Origin of the sequence: Pseudomonas sp. SMSB3 (assembly GCF_052041965.1) — a bacterium.
Taxonomy (GTDB): Bacteria; Pseudomonadota; Gammaproteobacteria; order Pseudomonadales; family Pseudomonadaceae; genus Aquipseudomonas.
In genome coordinates this window covers 1-17,121 of record NZ_JBKGGV010000019.1, presented here as the reverse complement: position 1 = coordinate 17,121, position 17,121 = coordinate 1, and the positions used below count along the sequence as shown (strand labels likewise).

12 protein-coding genes and 3 pseudogenes are annotated in these 17,121 nt (G+C 59.3%); 12 read left to right on the top strand and 3 right to left on the bottom strand.

The window, feature by feature from the left end; translation table 11 throughout:
• Window positions 1-4: 4 nt before the first annotated feature.
• Window positions 5-145, bottom strand: a complete 141-nt coding sequence (locus tag ACLEJW_RS21925; RefSeq protein WP_440778259.1) for a hypothetical protein — start codon at window positions 143-145, stop codon at window positions 5-7.
• On the opposite strand from ACLEJW_RS21925, the pseudogene ACLEJW_RS21920 reads away from it, so the two are divergent.
• The 8 genes and pseudogenes from ACLEJW_RS21920 to uvrA all read left to right on the top strand — a co-directional run.
• Window positions 141-890: pseudogene (locus tag ACLEJW_RS21920) on the top strand (type VI secretion system Vgr family protein); the annotation flags it as partial. The gene ACLEJW_RS21925 and the pseudogene ACLEJW_RS21920 sit on opposite strands and share 5 nt — an antisense overlap.
• A gap of 139 nt (window positions 891-1,029) precedes the next feature.
• Window positions 1,030-1,221 (top strand): annotated as a pseudogene (locus ACLEJW_RS21915) (DUF2515 family protein); the annotation flags it as partial.
• A 208-nt stretch (window positions 1,222-1,429) separates the two neighbouring features.
• Window positions 1,430-2,224 carry a hypothetical protein gene (locus ACLEJW_RS21910; RefSeq protein ID WP_440778243.1) on the top strand — a complete coding sequence of 265 codons (795 nt, stop codon included), beginning with the start codon at window positions 1,430-1,432 and terminating at the stop codon, window positions 2,222-2,224.
• 30 nt (window positions 2,225-2,254) lie between these two features.
• Window positions 2,255-2,670: pseudogene (locus ACLEJW_RS21905) on the top strand (contractile injection system protein, VgrG/Pvc8 family); the annotation flags it as partial.
• A 306-nt stretch (window positions 2,671-2,976) separates the two neighbouring features.
• Window positions 2,977-3,966: a T6SS immunity protein Tli4 family protein gene (locus tag ACLEJW_RS21900; protein WP_440778242.1), complete on the top strand. Its 990-nt coding sequence runs from the start codon at window positions 2,977-2,979 to the stop codon at window positions 3,964-3,966.
• An 813-nt stretch (window positions 3,967-4,779) separates the two neighbouring features.
• Window positions 4,780-5,634, top strand: a complete 855-nt coding sequence (locus ACLEJW_RS21895; RefSeq protein WP_440778241.1) for a hypothetical protein — start codon at window positions 4,780-4,782, stop codon at window positions 5,632-5,634.
• 400 nt (window positions 5,635-6,034) lie between these two features.
• Window positions 6,035-6,946: a T6SS immunity protein Tli4 family protein gene (locus ACLEJW_RS21890; RefSeq protein WP_440778240.1), complete on the top strand. Its 912-nt coding sequence runs from the start codon at window positions 6,035-6,037 to the stop codon at window positions 6,944-6,946.
• 241 nt (window positions 6,947-7,187) lie between these two features.
• Complete coding sequence (gene uvrA / locus ACLEJW_RS21885) at window positions 7,188-9,701, top strand: excinuclease ABC subunit UvrA (protein ID WP_440778239.1); 2,514 nt, start codon at window positions 7,188-7,190, stop codon at window positions 9,699-9,701.
• Window positions 9,702-9,845: 144 nt separating this feature from the next.
• Here the strand turns inward: uvrA and ACLEJW_RS21880 are convergent, their stop codons facing one another.
• Together ACLEJW_RS21880 and ACLEJW_RS21875 are read right to left on the bottom strand one after the other, a co-directional pair.
• Complete coding sequence (locus ACLEJW_RS21880) at window positions 9,846-10,628, bottom strand: RHS repeat-associated core domain-containing protein (protein WP_440778238.1); 783 nt, start codon at window positions 10,626-10,628, stop codon at window positions 9,846-9,848.
• Between the two features lie 99 nt (window positions 10,629-10,727).
• Window positions 10,728-11,546, bottom strand: coding sequence for an RHS repeat-associated core domain-containing protein (locus ACLEJW_RS21875; RefSeq protein ID WP_440778237.1), 819 nt, complete (start codon window positions 11,544-11,546; stop codon window positions 10,728-10,730).
• Between the two features lie 248 nt (window positions 11,547-11,794).
• Here ACLEJW_RS21875 and ACLEJW_RS21870 point away from each other — a divergent pair, with 248 nt between their 5' ends.
• The 4 genes from ACLEJW_RS21870 (at window position 11,795) to ACLEJW_RS21855 (ending at window position 16,956) form a co-directional block, all read left to right on the top strand.
• Window positions 11,795-13,444, top strand: coding sequence for an MFS transporter (locus ACLEJW_RS21870; protein WP_313302952.1), 1,650 nt, complete (start codon window positions 11,795-11,797; stop codon window positions 13,442-13,444).
• Window positions 13,441-14,583, top strand: coding sequence for an HlyD family secretion protein (locus tag ACLEJW_RS21865; protein ID WP_145193412.1), 1,143 nt, complete (start codon window positions 13,441-13,443; stop codon window positions 14,581-14,583). Before ACLEJW_RS21870 ends, ACLEJW_RS21865 begins: the two co-directional genes overlap by 4 nt.
• Before the next feature lie 111 nt (window positions 14,584-14,694).
• A complete protein-coding gene (locus ACLEJW_RS21860; protein ID WP_145193414.1) occupies window positions 14,695-15,327 on the top strand; it encodes a hypothetical protein in 633 nt (210 codons plus the stop codon).
• Between the two features lie 333 nt (window positions 15,328-15,660).
• On the top strand, window positions 15,661-16,956 hold the full coding sequence (locus tag ACLEJW_RS21855) for an MFS transporter (RefSeq protein ID WP_313302957.1): 1,296 nt from the start codon (window positions 15,661-15,663) through the stop codon (window positions 16,954-16,956).
• The last annotated feature ends 165 nt before the right edge of the window (window positions 16,957-17,121 follow it).

The following is a 17,121-nucleotide window of genomic DNA, read 5'->3' as shown; positions in this document are numbered from 1 at the left end:
TCACTCAGGAGACCTTTGTCATGGACGTGACTTTGGCACCCCGCGCTCGCAGAGCGGCCGCCTGCTGCAGCTGAACACCCCGTTGGGTGCCGATCACCTGCAGGCCCTGCGCGCCCACCGCGTCGAGCGCATCGGCCGCATCCATCGGCTCGGACTCTGGCAGCGTGCACGTGCTCCGCGCCGGTGAAGAACTGGTGGTCACCTTCCTCGACAACGACCTCGTCCGCCCGCTGATCATGGGCCAAGTGTACGGCGGCCACGAACCGGCCTGGCATTCCATCGGTTTGATGAGCCGCTACAAAAGCAAAGAAATCGGCAGCGACGGCGGCTTAAACCAGTGGGTGATGGACGACTCCACCGGTCAGGTGCGCACCCAGCTGCACAGCAGCCACGGCCACACCCAGCTCAACTTCGGCTACCTGATCGACCACCGCGGCGCCCTACGCGCCCAGCATCACCTGTACCTCAGCACCCGGAAGCGCAGCAACGCCCAGGGCGCGCAGCTCGACGTCAGCGAAGCCCAGCAGCAGTTGCAGAACAGCGAGCAGCGGCTCATGACCCTCTCCAACACGGCCAAGCAACACAACGCCGACGCCCTGCAAGCCGGCCTTGACAGCCTGACCCAGCTCAACGCCGACGCCGATGTCACCTACGGCAGCGACAACAGCAGCCCGAGCCAGGGCCCGAGCGAGCAGCAACGTAACGGCGGCGACACCGTCAGAGCCATCCGTAGCGGCGGCCGCGGCGAAACGCCGGGGGACCAGAAGCCACTGCTGATCGCCTCCTCCCCGGCCGATATCGGCACCGCCACGCCGCAGAACACCCATCTGTACAGCGGCAAGCACCTGACCTTGAGTACCGGTGAGGACCACGCTGGATGGGCCGGCAAGCATAGAGTATTAGTTGAAAAAGCTTCCAATCGGTCCTGGCTCAGGCATGAATGACGAACATAACAAATTATTGACCAGACCCGGAATGCCTGAACAACGTGGCACTCGAGGTAGATAGGCCCCGCACGGGGAGACGCGCCGTGACTATCAACTCCAATCACGCATGGCCATAGCCGATCACGAGCAATTTAAAATCCTGCAGCCTCGTGTCTATGACAGCCTCGAATTCCGGGCTCTCCTTGCCAGCCAAGCGCTTTTGGAAGGTCATATTGGGGTACCTCGGTGCCTTGCCGCTTTCAGCACGCAGTGCGAGACAAACTATTTGAAGTAAGACGTAGTAGTGACGGAAGGTAAGCTTTACGACCCCGTCGACAGAATGGAGTTTATTGGCATCATTGCAATCAGTTACCACTAACTGATGCTGAAAGAAAAGAGGTAAACTGAACGCATCATCGAGCCCCTATCAACCTGGTGCGACAATGCGCAAAATTATATGCTCGCTAATTTGCCTAGCGCTTTCGGGCTGCGGAGACAGCAACATGAAAACATCACCTACCGTTAATTTTAGAATGAATGAGTCCGTACAGAAAATCTTTGACTCATCGACCGCTCCGTTGAGCAAAGACTGCAACAGCACACTATGCATGTATCAGTTCGACCTTCCGTCAAGCAGCCCTGACAAAGCAAAGGTCACGATTGCTTCAACCTCTGCCCCCTTGATTCTCGATGATGTCATCGGTGCATCGCTGAGTACTTACAAAAGCGACCAACTGAGCCATGCTTATCTAACGCTGGGCGGCGTCCCATCGAATGCACGGCATGAGCAGGCGATTGATTACTTCTACAGCTTGCTGGATAAATTGAACGCTGCAGGATGGAAAAGATACATCTTGCCTGACGAGGCGCGCATTCCTGGTACTCAAGCGGGAAAATTTGATGACCCGGACATGGTCCTTGGTACGCCAGCGAGTACCGGGCCGTGGAAAGACCCTGCACTAAAGCTCGAGAAAGAAGAATGGCTGTCCCTTCCAATGTTCAGTAGTTGGTACTTCAACAAAGACGATGTTTATCTACTTCTTCGCGTGCAGAGGGAAAGTAGTTCGGGCGAAGAGAACACTCTCGGTTCTTACCTATTCACGCTGACCTTCCGCACTGAAGCCGATTTTTACAAGGGCTTCGTTGATGACGAAAATCGCGAGAAATGGAAATCCCGCCTCCCCGCCGAGCTGAACCGCATGGCCCAGGAACGCGCCCAAACCGAAGCACGCCTGAAAAAAATGGGCATCGCCGTCGATGAGGATTACCAGGACCCGCCCATCAAGGCCCTGGAATAACCACCCGATTAGCCCCCACTCAGGAGACCCAAGGACACCGAGTACGACCCGGAAAAACTCATCGGCCAGCCCGTCAGCCTCGCCCTGCTCTACGACGACGGCAGCCAGGTCCTGCGCCATGGCCTGGTCGAGAGCGTGCGTTACCTGGGCAGCGACGTGGCCTGCACGACTGGCAGTTGGTGTTCGCGCCCTGGTTCAGCCTACTTGAATACCGTCGCGACTGCCGCATCTGGCAGGACAAGACCCTGCCCACCATCCTCGAGTCGGTGTTCAGCCAGTGCGAACAAGCCAGGGGCAACTACCGCCTCGACCTGCGCCGCGACTACGCGCCGCTGTCCTACGTCACCCAGTTCAACGAGACAGACGCCAACTTCGTGCAGCGCTGGTGCGAACTTGAAGGCATCTTCTGGTACGTTGAGCACCAGGCCGACAGCCACTGCATAGTTCACCCGGCAGCTTGGCTCCGCTGTTCAAGTCCTTGCGTCCGGCACCCGACCATGGTTTGCTCGGCTCTGCTGTGAGCGAAGCTTCTTATGGCTTGTTCATCAGCCACTTCGAAGGCCAATTCCACCGCGCACCGTAAGGCCGAAACCATGGACTCCTTATTCATCATTGCCCGATCCACGATTACACTGCACCATTGGACAAGAATTACTAAGACGCTTATGCCGACAAAGCTGGACGCTATAATATCGCCACTCTTTAGGGGCTGATTCATCTCTCAGCACATTAAATCTAACTTTGGACTAAAAATGACAAAAAATACTGCAACCATTGTGAATGTGGTACTTACATCATTAATAACTTTATTTTACACACCATTCTCTAAGGCTGAGCCAGTCCAGGAAAACAACTTGCGCAATCTTGATTGGCAAACGCGTTACTATGGTCGCTTCAAACTTGACCTGCCGGAAAACTCATTAGACTCTGCTTACTATAAAATATATAACGAGAGGATCGACCTTGTCAGCAGAAACGGAATAAAGGATATTAAATCAATAACTGCAGAATTGACTGAACAGCTAAAACAAGGTAAAGCCCGGGGCACATATAGCCGCTATGATAAAGCAATTGCGCTTGACAATGGAAGTGTATTAATCATATCAAAGCTTGAGAAACTTTATACATTCAGCAGTTTTTTCTTGACCAGTAAGAACACACTTTACCGTATGACTGTAAGCGCCTTGAATGAAGCAGATTATGAAAGTGCCATTGATAAAATGAAGCTGATAAGCAATTCAATTTATTTTCGGTCACCGCAGGAAGCCTCTCCCGCCGGAGCCTTTGCTATCGAGGCAGGGTACCTAAAATTCTCTCACCAGCAACCTGCAGAATCAGTTTATATGGGTTCACAGATTGCGGGCCACCCGGGCACGTACGTCAGCCTTCTCACGCAGCGCGTCGGCGAACTAAAAGATACTCTCTTTACTCGCCTTGACAAACAGCCCAATAGTGGCATGAGCGGTGCGCTTTCAAAGCTTATTGGCAAAACGAAAACTTTGCGAAAGCAAAGCCGGATGATTGGAGGGCTGCCCGCGCAGGAAATTGCAATCACTACCGAGGCCGACGGTAAACACTTTTATAACTTTCAACTTGAGTACCAAGGCACCGTAAAATCTAATGCTTCGCCTTATTTTGCTCTGGAGCTGGGTACGCATGAGGTGGGAAGTGATTTTCAATCGGACGAAGAAGCGCTTGCATTCTGGGATCGCGTAGTAGACAGCTTTAAGCCGGCCCCTTGATGCAAGCGCCGGTAAACAGGTGGTGGTCGCGGAAATTACGCACCCATTTATCTCGAGTTCGAATAGAATGGCAGGCCCGAGCTAAAAGGCCGATTTTATTAGACTGGATTTGATGCGTTCGATAATAATCAGTCCATGTGCGCACTGGATTACTCGAGCGATAGCAAATGGCGCTGGACTAGGTGCGGCCGCGTTTTTGGACATAACCATGGCGCACTTGGCAAAGTTGATTTCTGCCTGTTTCAAGACATTTTTTGTGTGACACTTATTCTACAAAACCACCCCGACCAATTCAACAGCGCCGCTCCAGAACGAACTGATTTAGTTACACTTGCAACTTCAAAGGTACGTTCCTAAAGCTGCCTTGGGCTGATGACTTACTGCCAAAAGTGAAATTGCTGTATAACCCCTCACTCGAAGAAGGCTTTGCGCTCGCACACCAAGTCGAGCGCGTTAAGGACTTGACATCGGGCAGGGATCTCCAATTATCATCACTGATGAAAATCGCCGACCACAAGCCGCTTTGGATTCTACAGCCGTTAATATACGAGAGCTGGGATTTTCAGTTGCTTCTGAATGGGCAGGCAATGATGGAAGGCAAGCTTGATGTGCCTCGCAGATAGGCAGCATTGAAATGCGGTGGGAAACAGGAAACCCAAAACTCGATGTTATTATGACCCCCACGGCGATACTTATAATGACAAACACAGGAGGAAACTTATCAAAAATAGTTCTGGAAAACACCACAACTTATGACCATAGACCTGAAATCAATGGAAGAAATAATTAGCACCATAGCCACCTGGTGGGATCATGCGTAAAATACTTTTCCTCATCTTATTCACCACGCTGGCCGCCTGCGGAAACTCGAGTATGGATAACGAAATCATAATCAGGTCTAGTTTGAATGGCAATATTGAAAATACGTTATCGAGCTCCACTGCATCCTTTGACAAATACTGCAATTCCAGCTTGTGTTTTTATGACTTTGACGTTCCCGCAGAAAATGTCAACAAAGCGACAGTGTTCCTTACGTCAAGCGGAAGCGCATTGGTCTTTAACGATGTCACAAGTGCGGTATTCATAACGCACAATGGCAGCCTGATTACCGACACTAACATTATCCTGGATGGCGTAGCAGAGGATTCAAGGCACGCCGAGGCCGCCATTTATTTTTATGAAACACTGGATAAATTGAAAGCCGCAGGCTGGCAGCGCTACATCTTCCCCGGCGAAGCTAGAATACCTGGCGCTGAGGCTAAAAAATTTAATCACTTTGATGAGGTGCTAGGCGTACCTGTCGGCACGGGCCCATGGAAAGATCCTGCATTGAAGTTAAATCAAACAGATTGGCTGGCCATGCCAACGATCAACAGCTGGTATTTCCACAAAAATGGCAATTATTTGCAGCTTCGTGCGCAACGAAAAAATAGCCGACAAGCGCCACAAGAACGCGGCACCTATTTATTTTCGCTTAATTTCCAAACTGAAGCTGAATTCTATAAAAGCTTCGTCGAAAGCGACGACCGTGAACAATGGACAACCCTCCTCCCCTCCGAACTCAACCGCATGGCCCAGGAACGCGCCCAAACCGAAGCACGCCTGAAAAAAATGGGCATCGCCATCGATGAGGACTACCAGGACCCGCCCATCAAGGCCCTGGAATAACCACCCGATCAGCCCCCACTCAGGAGCCCCCCCTAGTCATGGACCTGACCTACGGCATCCGGCCCTCCCAAAGCGGTCGCCTGCTTCAGCTGACCACCCTGATGGGTAGCGATCTGCTGCAAGTCCTGCGTGCTGGTGCAGGGCACCGAGTACGACCCGGTGCAGCTACCCTTGCCCCGTCAAGTCGACCCGTGTCATTACTGCGCTCGATCATCAGCCTCGCAAAGGACGCCAAGAACTTATGCTGACGTTTCGTGCTACAGCTACAACTGCAATCTTATTCGTGATCAGCTGTTCGTTATCGGCTAGTCCATCGACAACACCTGATGCACAACGAGTCACAACAGCTGTTGACTCAACAAAACACTCTACCAAAACGGTACGAGTGGGTCGGTTCACCATGGATTTGCCGAGCGACGCTGTGTTCGCTGGCGCTTTACTGGAGTTGAACGGCGTGCCTGTAGCTATCACACCCCGCTTCATCGAGTCCCGTGTCGAGCGAGAGGCTCAAAAAAGTTGGACGCGTATCGAAGGGCGAAATCTCGACAATGCTGAGCATAAAGCGACAAAAGAACAAGTGCAAAACAAGGCTATCATCTTCAATTACGACCACACACGGATTACCGGTGAAGGACTCGATGGCGAGCCAATCAACAAAGTCGTTTACTCCACCCTGGCGTACCAATGGTTCAACGAGATGATGTTTGTACTCGGCAACGACAGTACACTCAACCGAGACAAGCACATCAGGGAGATTGTTGATTTGATACCGCTCAACGGCACGGGGACTCGGCAAGACCTCTGTTACGCAGATGGCTGCCTGCCCTACCGAACCGGCAATGAAGGTGTTTACGTCGACTTTAATTTCGCAGCGCATCCCAACCTGAGGGCCAAGTTTACATCCAAGCAGTACGGCGGTGTCGCTGCCCCATTGCTATCAGAACGAGGCAAAGGCAGCCGGCTACCGAGCAACGCGGCTGCATGGATGGTGAAATCAGAGTTCCACCACCGCACCTATCGTAATAACAAGCGGATGGTCAACCATCTGCCGGGTGAAGAGATCATCGAAGCAAGCACAGAAAAAACCGGTGAGGGCTATCTGACCGAGGTGAACGCCGTTTGGTTTTATCCAGGAGAACCGGATAACGCTGACAAGCCTGAGCTTCGTTTAGATCTGGATTACAGCTACACGACTGAGCAGGCGCCGAAAAATCCGGGTGGATTCCCTGATCGAGAGGGGGATGCTTCAGTCCGCGAGGAGCACTTCATGAAAATCTGGGATGACGCGCTCAACTCCCTCATTCTGCGATAGCCATGTTGCAAGGATGGCTCTCTTGGTTCGATGCGTTGCGGGTGGGTGATACCTAAAAGCTTGCAAAAATCGTGATAGCTGAAGGTACGTACCTCAATCCCTGCGCACCCCAGTCCCGCCCGATAGCCACCACCCGGAACCCGCACTCGCTCATGCAGTCTGGTAATTGCCTGGGTTCAGAATCGCTCCTGGGCGGCCAAGCCCGTCTTTTTCCATTCCCATCACCGCCAAGGACCGCGCCATGCCAAGCCCCTTCACCCCTTCCGGCTTCATCCGCGTACGTGGCGCCCGCGAGCACAACCTCAAGAATGTCGACGTCGACATTCCGCGCGATGCGCTGGTGGTGTTCACTGGCGTGTCTGGCTCAGGCAAGTCGTCCCTGGCGTTCTCCACCCTCTACGCCGAAGCCCAGCGCCGCTATTTCGAATCGGTCGCGCCGTACGCGCGGCGCCTGATCGATCAGGTCGGCGTGCCGGACGTCGATGCCATCGAAGGCCTGCCGCCGGCGGTCGCTCTGCAACAGCAACGCGGCACACCCAGTGCACGCTCATCGGTGGGCAGTGTCACCACCCTGTCCAGCTCGATTCGCATGCTCTACTCCCGTGCGGGCAATTACCCGGCAGGGCAGCCGATGCTGTATGCCGAAGACTTCTCCCCCAACACGCCACAGGGCGCGTGCCCGGAGTGTCATGGCCTGGGCCGGGTGTATGAAGTCAGCGAAGCGACCATGGTGCCTGACCCGACCCTGAGCATTCGCGAGCGCGCCGTCGCCGCCTGGCCGATGGCCTGGCAGGGGCAGAACCTGCGCGACATTCTGGTGACCTTGGGCTATGACGTGGACGTGCCCTGGCAGGAGCTGCCGCAAGAACAACGCGACTGGATTCTGTTCACCGAAGACACCCCCACGGTGCCGGTGTATGCCGGCCTGACGCCTGCGCAAACGCGCAGTGCGCTCAAGCGCAAGCTGGAACCGAGCTATCAAGGCACCTTCAGCGGCGCGCGGCGCTATGTGCTGCACACCTTCATGCATTCGCAAAGCGCGCAGATGCGCAAGCGTGTGGCGCAGTACATGCGCCCCAGCCCGTGCCCGGCGTGCGAGGGCAAACGGCTCAAGCGTGCGGCGCTTGAGGTGACCTTCGCCGGGCGCGATATCGGCGAGCTGTCTCGCCTGCCGCTGCAGACCCTGGCCGAGGTGCTGCGTCAGGTCGCAGCGCCGGGCTACCTGGAGCAGCAGGAGGACACCCTGAGCGTGGAAAAGCGCCTGGCCGCGCAACGCATCGCCAACGAGTTGCTCGAGCGCATCGACACGCTGATCGACCTGGGCCTGGGCTACCTGGCCCTGGAGCGCAGCACGCCTACCCTGTCGTTCGGGGAGCTGCAGCGCTTGCGCCTGGCGACTCAGCTCAATTCGCAGCTGTTCGGGGTGATCTATGTTCTCGACGAGCCATCGGCTGGCCTGCACCCCGCTGACAGCGAAGCCTTGTTCGATGCCCTGCAACGGCTCAAGCAGGCGGGCAACTCGGTGTACGTGGTCGAGCACGACCTGGACACCATGCGCCGCGCCGACTGGCTGGTGGATGTCGGCCCCGCAGCTGGCGAGCATGGCGGTCGAGTACTGTACAGCGGGCCACCAGCCGGGTTGGCCGAGGTGGCGACCTCGCGCACCGCTGCCTACCTGTTCGCCGAACCGCAGCGCAACGTGCGTACGCCGCGCCAGCCCAGCGATTGGTTGGTGCTGGAAGGGATTACCCGGAACAACCTCGACAACCTCGAAGCACGCTTCGCCCTCGGCTGTTTCACCTCGGTGACCGGAGTGTCCGGCTCGGGCAAGTCGAGCCTGGTCAGCCAGGCCCTGCTCGAGCTGGTCGGCGCGCACCTCGGCCACACCACGCAGGCCGACGATGGCGAAGCGCAAAGCCTCGAGGACGAACCCGAGCAACGCAGCGGCGGCCGGGTCGCGGCTGGGCTGGAGGGCATCAAGCGCCTGGTGCAGGTCGATCAGAAACCCATCGGCCGCACGCCACGCTCGAACCTGGCCACCTACACCGGCCTGTTCGATCATGTGCGCAAGCTGTTCGCAGCCACCGAGCAGGCCAAGGCACGCGGATTCGATGCGGGGCGTTTTTCCTTCAACGTGGCCAAGGGGCGCTGCGAGAACTGCGAGGGCGAAGGCTTCGTCAGCGTCGAGCTGCTGTTCATGCCGAGCGTCTATGCCCCGTGCCCGGTCTGCCATGGCGCACGCTACAACCCTGAAACCCTGGCCGTTACCTGGCAGGGCATGACCATCGCCGAGGTGCTGCAGATGACCGTTGACCAGGCGCTTGCGGCGTTCGCCGAACAGGCGGCGCCGCGGCGTTGCCTGCAAGTGCTGCAGGACATCGGCCTGGGCTACCTGCGCCTCGGCCAGCCGGCGACCGAGTTGTCCGGCGGCGAAGCCCAGCGCATCAAGCTGGCCAGCGAACTGCAACGGGTGGCGCGGGGTGCCACGTTGTACGTGCTGGATGAGCCGACCAACGGCCTGCACCCGCAGGACATCGACCGCCTGCTGGTGCAGCTCAACCGCCTGGTGGATGCCGGGCACAGCGTGGTGGTGGTCGAGCACGACATGCGCGTGGTGGCGCAAAGCGACTGGGTGATCGACATTGGCCCAGGCGCCGGGGATGCCGGTGGCCAGGTGGTGGCCAGCGGCACCCCGCAGGATGTGGCACAGTGCAGTGACAGCCGCACCGCGGCGTTTCTGGCCCGGGCGCTGTAGCCGCTCACGGGCCGGGTGTGGATCGAATCACCCGGCCCAGGTCAACGCCTCGGCACCTGGACGATGACCCACGTATCGGTGAATCTGCTGTTGGTGAGGTCAGGTCAGCCAACTGCCGCCCTGCTCGCCCTGGGCCATTCACTGTCACACGGTGTTTCGTAAAGTCGCCACGGCGTTCACCACTCGGTTCGTTGGTGTAACTGTCCCGTCTCGTCCCAGCATCCTGTTGACGCCAGTTAAATCCAATGTCGCTTCCATGGCCACCTTGATCAAAGGGAGTTCATGAGCGCGCGCTGTGTCAGCGGTTGACTTCAGGGACGTAAGTACCCTCGTGATGTGCGCACTAACCCCTGCAGTAATGGCCAGGTTGGTGACAGGATCGAGATCACCGTCCAACAGCAGCGCGTCAGGGATGTCCGTAGCCGCCAAGAGCGCACCGCTATAAAAAATAACCGTATCGAGCAGACGATCCTTGATGCCGGGTGAAGGCGGCGGGCTTTGACCCTGTATCCGCGCAACGGAGCGCTGAACCACCCGCCGGGTCGCTCCATCGATCGAGTACAAGGGCCCTACCGACTTCCTGGCCAGTCCGCCGGTCCAGTTCACTAGTTCCGCCCAGTGTCCCGTGCGATCCACATGGTTTACGGGATCGCCCGCGCAGTAAGCGTAGGCGTTTCTTCCCCCAGCATCGAAGGGGCTGAAGGCGTCCGGCGTGATCATGCGCATGAGTTGCGGGCTATAGCCGCGAGCGCCATTACCCAGCAAGTAAAGCCCTGGATGCGGGTCCAGGCGCTCACCCGCGAACGCCAGAAATGCACCCTGATCCACGCGATGGGCGCCGTAAGGTGTATAAGCCCTGACAGGCATACCGCTGCCTGCAATCACCGAGCGTTGTTGATTGGTAGCCAGAATCAGTGCAGGTGTCATGCATAGCGCTCCGAAATGCGTATGGGCAACCTTCCATAGCGAATAATCACGGGCACGCGAGCCTAGGTAGAATGAGCGTTCCGCCGCAGCCGCCTCACATCAAACCTCGGATCCGGAACCGTAGCCGGAGTCCGTGCTAGCTCCGCTCAAGCGGCTGTGAAGTTGTCGTTTGTCCGCATCTCTGACTACCGTAACAACTGCCAACACTGTTTCTGGTCTGGGTGCAATGATTGCTGACTCACGGCCACGCATCAGATTGTAACCAACCGCTTCTTTGATGGACTCCGATGCCAACTTGAGGAGTGGTAACCGGTGCTTTCTGGCATCGATGATCGTTGCCTTCATATCGGCATACAGCTGCATCCCTTTGCCGACGCCGGCTGCAGTTGCTCCGCCGAAGCCAAACAAAGTGACTGCCTGGTCGAAAGTGGATGATGCATTAAAGCCAAATGCCAGAATGGCGCTAGGCGCTTTCGATAATGTACTGGCTGCGCTACCGTTGAAAATCAGTGCATTGATGGCTCGCTCTCTGGGTCCGAACTCCGGGGGTTTAGTCAGCCCGTTCGCTACAGCGATGGATCGCTTGACGATGTGCTTGGACGTTTTGTTCAGGGCCGAGAGCATCCCCACTGAACCGTAGACCAAGCCCCCCGCCTGGCTGATGATCCGCACCGGCGAATAGCCATTGCGGTCTACATTGTTGATCGGGTCGCCAGCGCAATAAGCGTAGACATTGCGACCGCCCAATGAGAAAGGACTGAACGGATCTGGACCAAGGAAACGCATCAGCGTCGCGCTGTAAACCCGACGACCGTTGCCGAGCAGGTAGCAACTTTGCAGCACCTCGCAGGCTTCGCCGGTATATAACAGTAGCGTTCTCCTTCGGCGCTGTGTGAAGCCATAGGGTGAATAGTTCAATGGCGGCCTCGTACGTCTGGCATCATCTGCCGTGCTTGATCAGTGAAAGGTCATGCCTCATGTGCCATCCCCAATCCCTTCCACCAATGATGTGCGCTCTGCGCCCAAGATAAGCCGGTGCTATCCCCCGTCGAAACTGGCAAAAATGACAGGCATTGGAGCACTGCCACGCATGGCCGGGAGCTTGAGAGGAGTCCGGCGCCTCGGCTTCTACAAAAAGCGCGCAAGGCAGTGATACAGTCAGCCCCATGAACAAATACACCCCGCGCCAGTGGCTCCCGCACGAGAAGCCCAGCCTCCCCGGCTCGCCCTCCACGCCCCTGCACAGCCCGGCCAAGCGCGTGGCGTTTGGCGTGGTCGGCTTGCTGGTGGCGATCACCGGTGGGCTGGGCAACGCGCTGGTGACGGCCAACCTGGTGTTTCTGCAAGGGGCATTGGGCGCAACCAGCGCCGAGATGGCCTGGTTGCCGGCTGCGTACGTGATGACCAACGTGTCGATGAACCTGCTGCTGGTGAAGTTTCGTCAGCAATTTGGCCTGCGCGCGTTCACCGAAGTGTTTCTGGTGCTGTATGTGCTGGTGACCTTCGCCCACCTGCTGGTCAACGACCTGCAATCGGCCGTGGCGGTGCGTGCAGCCCACGGCATGGTCGGCGCGGCGCTGAGCTCATTGGGCCTGTATTACATGATCCAGGCGTTCCCTGAACGCTGGCGGCTCAAGGCCATGGTGCTGGGCCTGGGCGCGTCGCAACTGGCCTTGCCGCTGGCGCGGATTTTTTCCGAAGACCTGCTGCAGATCGCCGAGTGGCGCGGCTTGTACCTGTTCGAGCTGGGCCTGGCGCTGACCGCGCTGGGCTGCGTGTTGCTGCTCAAGCTGCCCCCCGGGGATCGCTTCAAGACCTTCGAGCCACTGGATTTTCTCACCTTCACGCTGATGGCCAGCGGCACTGCCCTGCTCTGCGCCGCGCTGTCGCTGGGGCGGATCGACTGGTGGCTGGAGGCGCCGTGGATCGGCATGGCCTTGGCCGGCTCGATCGGGCTGATCCTCAGCGGCTTGGCCATCGAGCACAATCGTCAGAACCCGCTACTGATGACGCGCTGGCTGGGCAGCGGCGCGATCATCCGTTTGGGCCTGTGCGTGATCCTGATTCGCATGGTGACCTCCGAGCAGTCCACCGGCGCAGTGGGCTTCCTGCAGATGTTGAACATGAGCAGCGAGCAGATGCGCTCGCTGTACGCGGTGATGTTGCTGGGTGCGGTCGCCGGCCTTGCCAGCAGCGCGTTGACCATCGACCCCAAGCACCTGGTGATTCCGCTGTTCATTTCGCTGCTGGCGATGGCCACCGGGGCGTTCATGGACAGCAGTTCGAGCAACCTCACGCGCCCGGCGCAGATGTACGTGAGCCAGTTTCTGCTGGCGTTCGGCAGCACCTTCTTTCTCGGCCCGTCGATGGCGCTAGGGATCAGCCATGTGCGCGCCAACCCGCGCAACCTGGTGAGCTTCTCGGTGCTGTTCGGTATCTGCAACAACCTCGGCGGGCTGGCCGGCGCGGCGCTGCTGGGCACCTTCCAGACCTGGCGCGAGAAATTTCACTCCAGCCACCTGATGGATCACCTGAGCCTGGTCGAGCCCCTGGTCCAGGCTCGCGTGCAGGGCGGCGGCGCGGGCTATGCAGGGGTGATCGCCGACCCTGCCCTGCGCCACGAGGCTGGGCTGCGCGCGCTGGCCAGCGCTGCCACCCGTGAGGCCAACGTCATGGCCTACAACGATGTGTTCATGCTGATCGGCAGCATTGCCGTATTGACCATGATCTGGATTACCATTCGCGGCTCCTGGCTGTGGTACAGCGCCCGCCAGGCGGCTTCATCCGACACTACCAGCGGTACCGCCAGCCGATGACCGAACCGACCCGCAGCACTACCACCACCGCCCTCGCCGAAACCCCTGAAGGCAGCGCACCGCCCAGTGAGCCAGCGCCGTCGGGGCGCAGCCGGCGTGTGCGCATGCTGTCCTCGATCAGCTTTGCCGGCGTCGCCCTGGCCGGCATCCTGGTGGTGCTCTACGCCTGGAACCTGCCGCCGTTCAGCAGCGCGGTGGAAACCACGGAAAATGCCATGGTGCGCGGCCAGGTGACGATCATCGGGCCGCAGTTGAGCGGCTATATCGTCGCGGTACCGGTGCAGGATTTTCAGTTCGTCAAGGCTGGCGACCTGCTGGTGCAGCTGGACGATCGCATCTACAAGCAACGCCTGGCCCAGGCCATCGCCCAACTCGAGCAGCAACAGGCGGCACTGGCCAACAACCAGCAACAGCGGATCAGCGCCGAGGCCACCATCGCCCAGCGCCAGGCAGCGATCGCCGATGCTGCGGCGCAGTCGGCCAAGGCTCAGGCGGACCTGCGTCGCAACCAAGCGTTGGTCAGTGATGGCTCGGTATCGCGCAGCGCCCTGGACCTGGCCAAGGCCAATGCGGCTGCGGCCGTTGCCAGCCTCGCCCAGGCTAAGGCGGCACTGGAAATCGCCCGCCAGGATCGCGAGACAGTGGTGGTCAACCGCGCCTCGCTGCAGGCCTCGGTGGAAAACGCCAAGGCGGCCGTGCAGTTGGCCCGCATCGACCTCGACAACACACGGGTCACCGCGCCGCGCGATGGCCAGTTGGGGCAGATCGGCACGCGCCTGGGCGCCTACGTCAACTCCGGTGCGCAACTGATGGCGTTGGTGCCCGACACCTTATGGGTGATCGCCAACATGAAAGAGACGCAGATGGCCGAGGTGCGTATCGGCCAGCCGGTGAGCTTCACCGTGGATGCCCTCAACCACCTCAAGCTGTATGGCCACGTACAGCAGATCGCCCCGGCCACTGGGTCGGAATTTGCCCTGCTGCAGGCCGACAATGCCACCGGCAACTTCGTCAAGATCGCCCAGCGCATCCCGGTGCGCATCACCGTCGATGCCGATCAGCCTGCGGCTGCGCGCCTGCGGCCAGGCATGTCGGTGGTGGTCAGTATCGATACCCGCGAGCCTGCCGGGCATCACTGACGGCGCTGTGTGAACCGGGTCCAGTTGCGCCGTGGCCATGGTTGCGCCGCTCTGGACCGTGGGTTTTAATGCCGGCCCAGTCGTTTTTTCGTCACACAAGGACGTTTGCTCATGTTCAGGAAGATCGCCCCCATGGCGCTGCTGGCCACCCTCGCCGGCTGCTCGGATAGCCAAGACGCCAGCAAGGCCAATTTCCAGAAAGCCGCCCAGGCCTACCTCGACACTCAGTACCCGCGCTGTTACGTGATCAGCGATTTCCCGACGCAGACCCAGGACTTCGACATCTCCGGCACCAACAAGGCCCTGCATGCGCTGGCCAAGGTCGGGGTGGTCAGCGAGCGCGAGATCAAACGGGTCGAAGTGCCGGACCGCCTGTGGCAGCCGGCCCGCACCGACGTCTACTACGCCTACGACCTGACCGATGCCGGGCGCCCGCTGTACCAGGCCAATGCGCGCAAGATGATGAGCGGCAAGACCCTCGGTGGCCTGTGCTTCGGCAAGGCTGAGGTGACGTCCATCGAACAATACAGCGAGCCGGCCCCGATGATGGGCCACACCATTTCCGAGGTGACCTACGCCTACAAAGTCACTGGCTTGCCAGAGTGGGCCGCTAATGCTGAGGTCAAGGACAGCATCCGCGACCTGGGCGAGGCCGTGGCCACCGCCGAGACACCAGCGCGCGAGCAACAGGTGATGGTCCTGACCGACAGCGGCTGGGTGCACGAGCGCCTGTTCAAACAGTAATGGCCCAGCGCCCTGCGACGTCTCGTCGCAGGGCCTGACCTCTTGGGAAAAGCACTGCGAACCCGTAGAATCGCGGATCCTTTTCGCCCGTCGCCTTGAACGGTGGCAACCGGCAGCAACGACACAGTCCAGGCCTGACCACATGGCGTTCATGTGAAATAGGCTCAACCGACCCCGCCCGGCCCATCTCCCCAGAGGCCCAGCGGTTGAGTCTTGCCCAGGTCGCATCCAGCCCAGGCACACCCGTGCAGCTTTTCTGGCCCTCGTTTGGGTCGGTTCGGCGTGCGCGTCCGAAGAGGCGTTTTCCGACCGCCACTCCTACTTGAGGTACGTATGTCTCCGCGTTTGCTGGCCATGGCGCTGGCGCCCCTGCTCGGGCTGTTCATCATTGCCCTGGGCAACGGCTTCATGTCTTCCCTGACGACCCTGCGCCTGGACGCTGCCGGTGAATCGGCAACGACCATCGGTATCGTTTCTTCGACTTATTTCATCGGCCTGACCCTGGGCGCGATCTTCAACGACCGGCTGATTCTGCGCATCGGCCATATCCGCGCCTACACCAGCTTCGCGGCCTTGATCGCCGCCACCATCCTGCTGCAGGGGCTGTTCTACGACGTCACCTGGTGGTCGGTGCTGCGCCTGATCAACGGCTGGGCGGCGGTGGGCGTGTTCCTGGTGATCGAAAGCTGGCTGCTGCTGGCAGGCGACGCAAAGATTCGCGGGCGGCTGCTGGCGCTGTACATGATCGCCTTCTACGGCGCTGGGGTGATCGCCCAGGCCGGCCTTGGCGAGATCACCCGCCTGGGCGACAGCGCCCCGTTCATGCTCGCGGGCATGCTGGCGGCGCTGTCGGTGTTGCCAATCGTGATCCTGCCACGCGTGTCGCCGCTGCTCGATCAGGTCGAACCGCTCAAGCCTCGGCAGTTGCTCGGCGTCGCGCCTTCAGGCTTGGTTGGCTGCTTCGGCTCGGGCGTGGTGATCGCCGGCATCTACGCGTTGCTGCCGCTGTACCTGCAGCGCATTGGCCTGGACGTGGGCGAAGTGGGCAACATGATGGCGTGGGTCATCCTCGGCGCCATGCTGCTGCAATACCCGGTGGGGCGATGGTCGGACCGCAAGGATCGCCAGGATGTACTGATCGCCTTGGCCGCGCTGTGCCTGGTGTTGTCGTTGGTGACGGTGTTCCTGCCTTCGGATTCGGCGCTGCTGCCAGCCATGCTGTTCTTGCTCGGTGGCGGCGTATTTGCGCTGTATCCGGTAGCGGTCAGCCATGCCGCCGACCGCGCGCCTTCCGATGCCTTGGTGCCGATGATCCAAGGGCTGTTGTTGATCAACTCGCTGGGTTCGGCGATGGCGCCGCTGGCCATTTCCCCGGCCATGACCCGCTTTGGCGAGGTCGGCTTGTTCTGGGCTTTCGCCGTGGTCAACCTGGGCATGGTGTGCTTCTTCATGTGGCGCCGCGGCAAGCGCCCGGCCGCCGAGCATCCTGCGCCGTTCACCGCCTCGACCACGTTCTCGCCTACTGGCGCGGAATTGCGCGTGACCGAAGACCTGATGCATGCCGCGCAGGAGCATCCGCCGCTGGAGCCTGAGGGCGAAGCAGCCGCCGTACGGGGCCAGGTGAAATAGAAGAAGAGGCCGCCTAGCGGCCTTTTTTGCGCCTGTGGGATCGAGCGCCGCTGCGCGGCGCATCGCGAGCTGCGCTCGCTCCTACGGTTTGTTTTTTCGCCAATGACGCCTGTGGCGGGCCCAAAACAGACGTAGGAGCGAGCACAGCTCGCGATGCGCCGCGCG

Bases quoted from the DNA above. Each gene is read 5' to 3' on its own strand.
- ACLEJW_RS21925 (WP_440778259.1), bottom strand. From the start codon at position 145: ATGGATGCGGCCGATGCGCTCGACGCGGTGGGCGCGCAGGGCCTGCAG.
- ACLEJW_RS21910 (WP_440778243.1), top strand. From the start codon at position 1,430: ATGAAAACATCACCTACCGTTAATTTTAGAATGAATGAGTCCGTACAG.
- ACLEJW_RS21900 (WP_440778242.1), top strand. From the start codon at position 2,977: ATGACAAAAAATACTGCAACCATTGTGAATGTGGTACTTACATCATTA.
- ACLEJW_RS21895 (WP_440778241.1), top strand. From the start codon at position 4,780: ATGCGTAAAATACTTTTCCTCATCTTATTCACCACGCTGGCCGCCTGC.
- ACLEJW_RS21890 (WP_440778240.1), top strand. From the start codon at position 6,035: ATGGATTTGCCGAGCGACGCTGTGTTCGCTGGCGCTTTACTGGAGTTG.
- uvrA (WP_440778239.1), top strand. From the start codon at position 7,188: ATGCCAAGCCCCTTCACCCCTTCCGGCTTCATCCGCGTACGTGGCGCC.
- ACLEJW_RS21880 (WP_440778238.1), bottom strand. From the start codon at position 10,628: ATGACACCTGCACTGATTCTGGCTACCAATCAACAACGCTCGGTGATT.
- ACLEJW_RS21870 (WP_313302952.1), top strand. From the start codon at position 11,795: ATGAACAAATACACCCCGCGCCAGTGGCTCCCGCACGAGAAGCCCAGC.
- ACLEJW_RS21865 (WP_145193412.1), top strand. From the start codon at position 13,441: ATGACCGAACCGACCCGCAGCACTACCACCACCGCCCTCGCCGAAACC.
- ACLEJW_RS21860 (WP_145193414.1), top strand. From the start codon at position 14,695: ATGTTCAGGAAGATCGCCCCCATGGCGCTGCTGGCCACCCTCGCCGGC.
- ACLEJW_RS21855 (WP_313302957.1), top strand. From the start codon at position 15,661: ATGTCTCCGCGTTTGCTGGCCATGGCGCTGGCGCCCCTGCTCGGGCTG.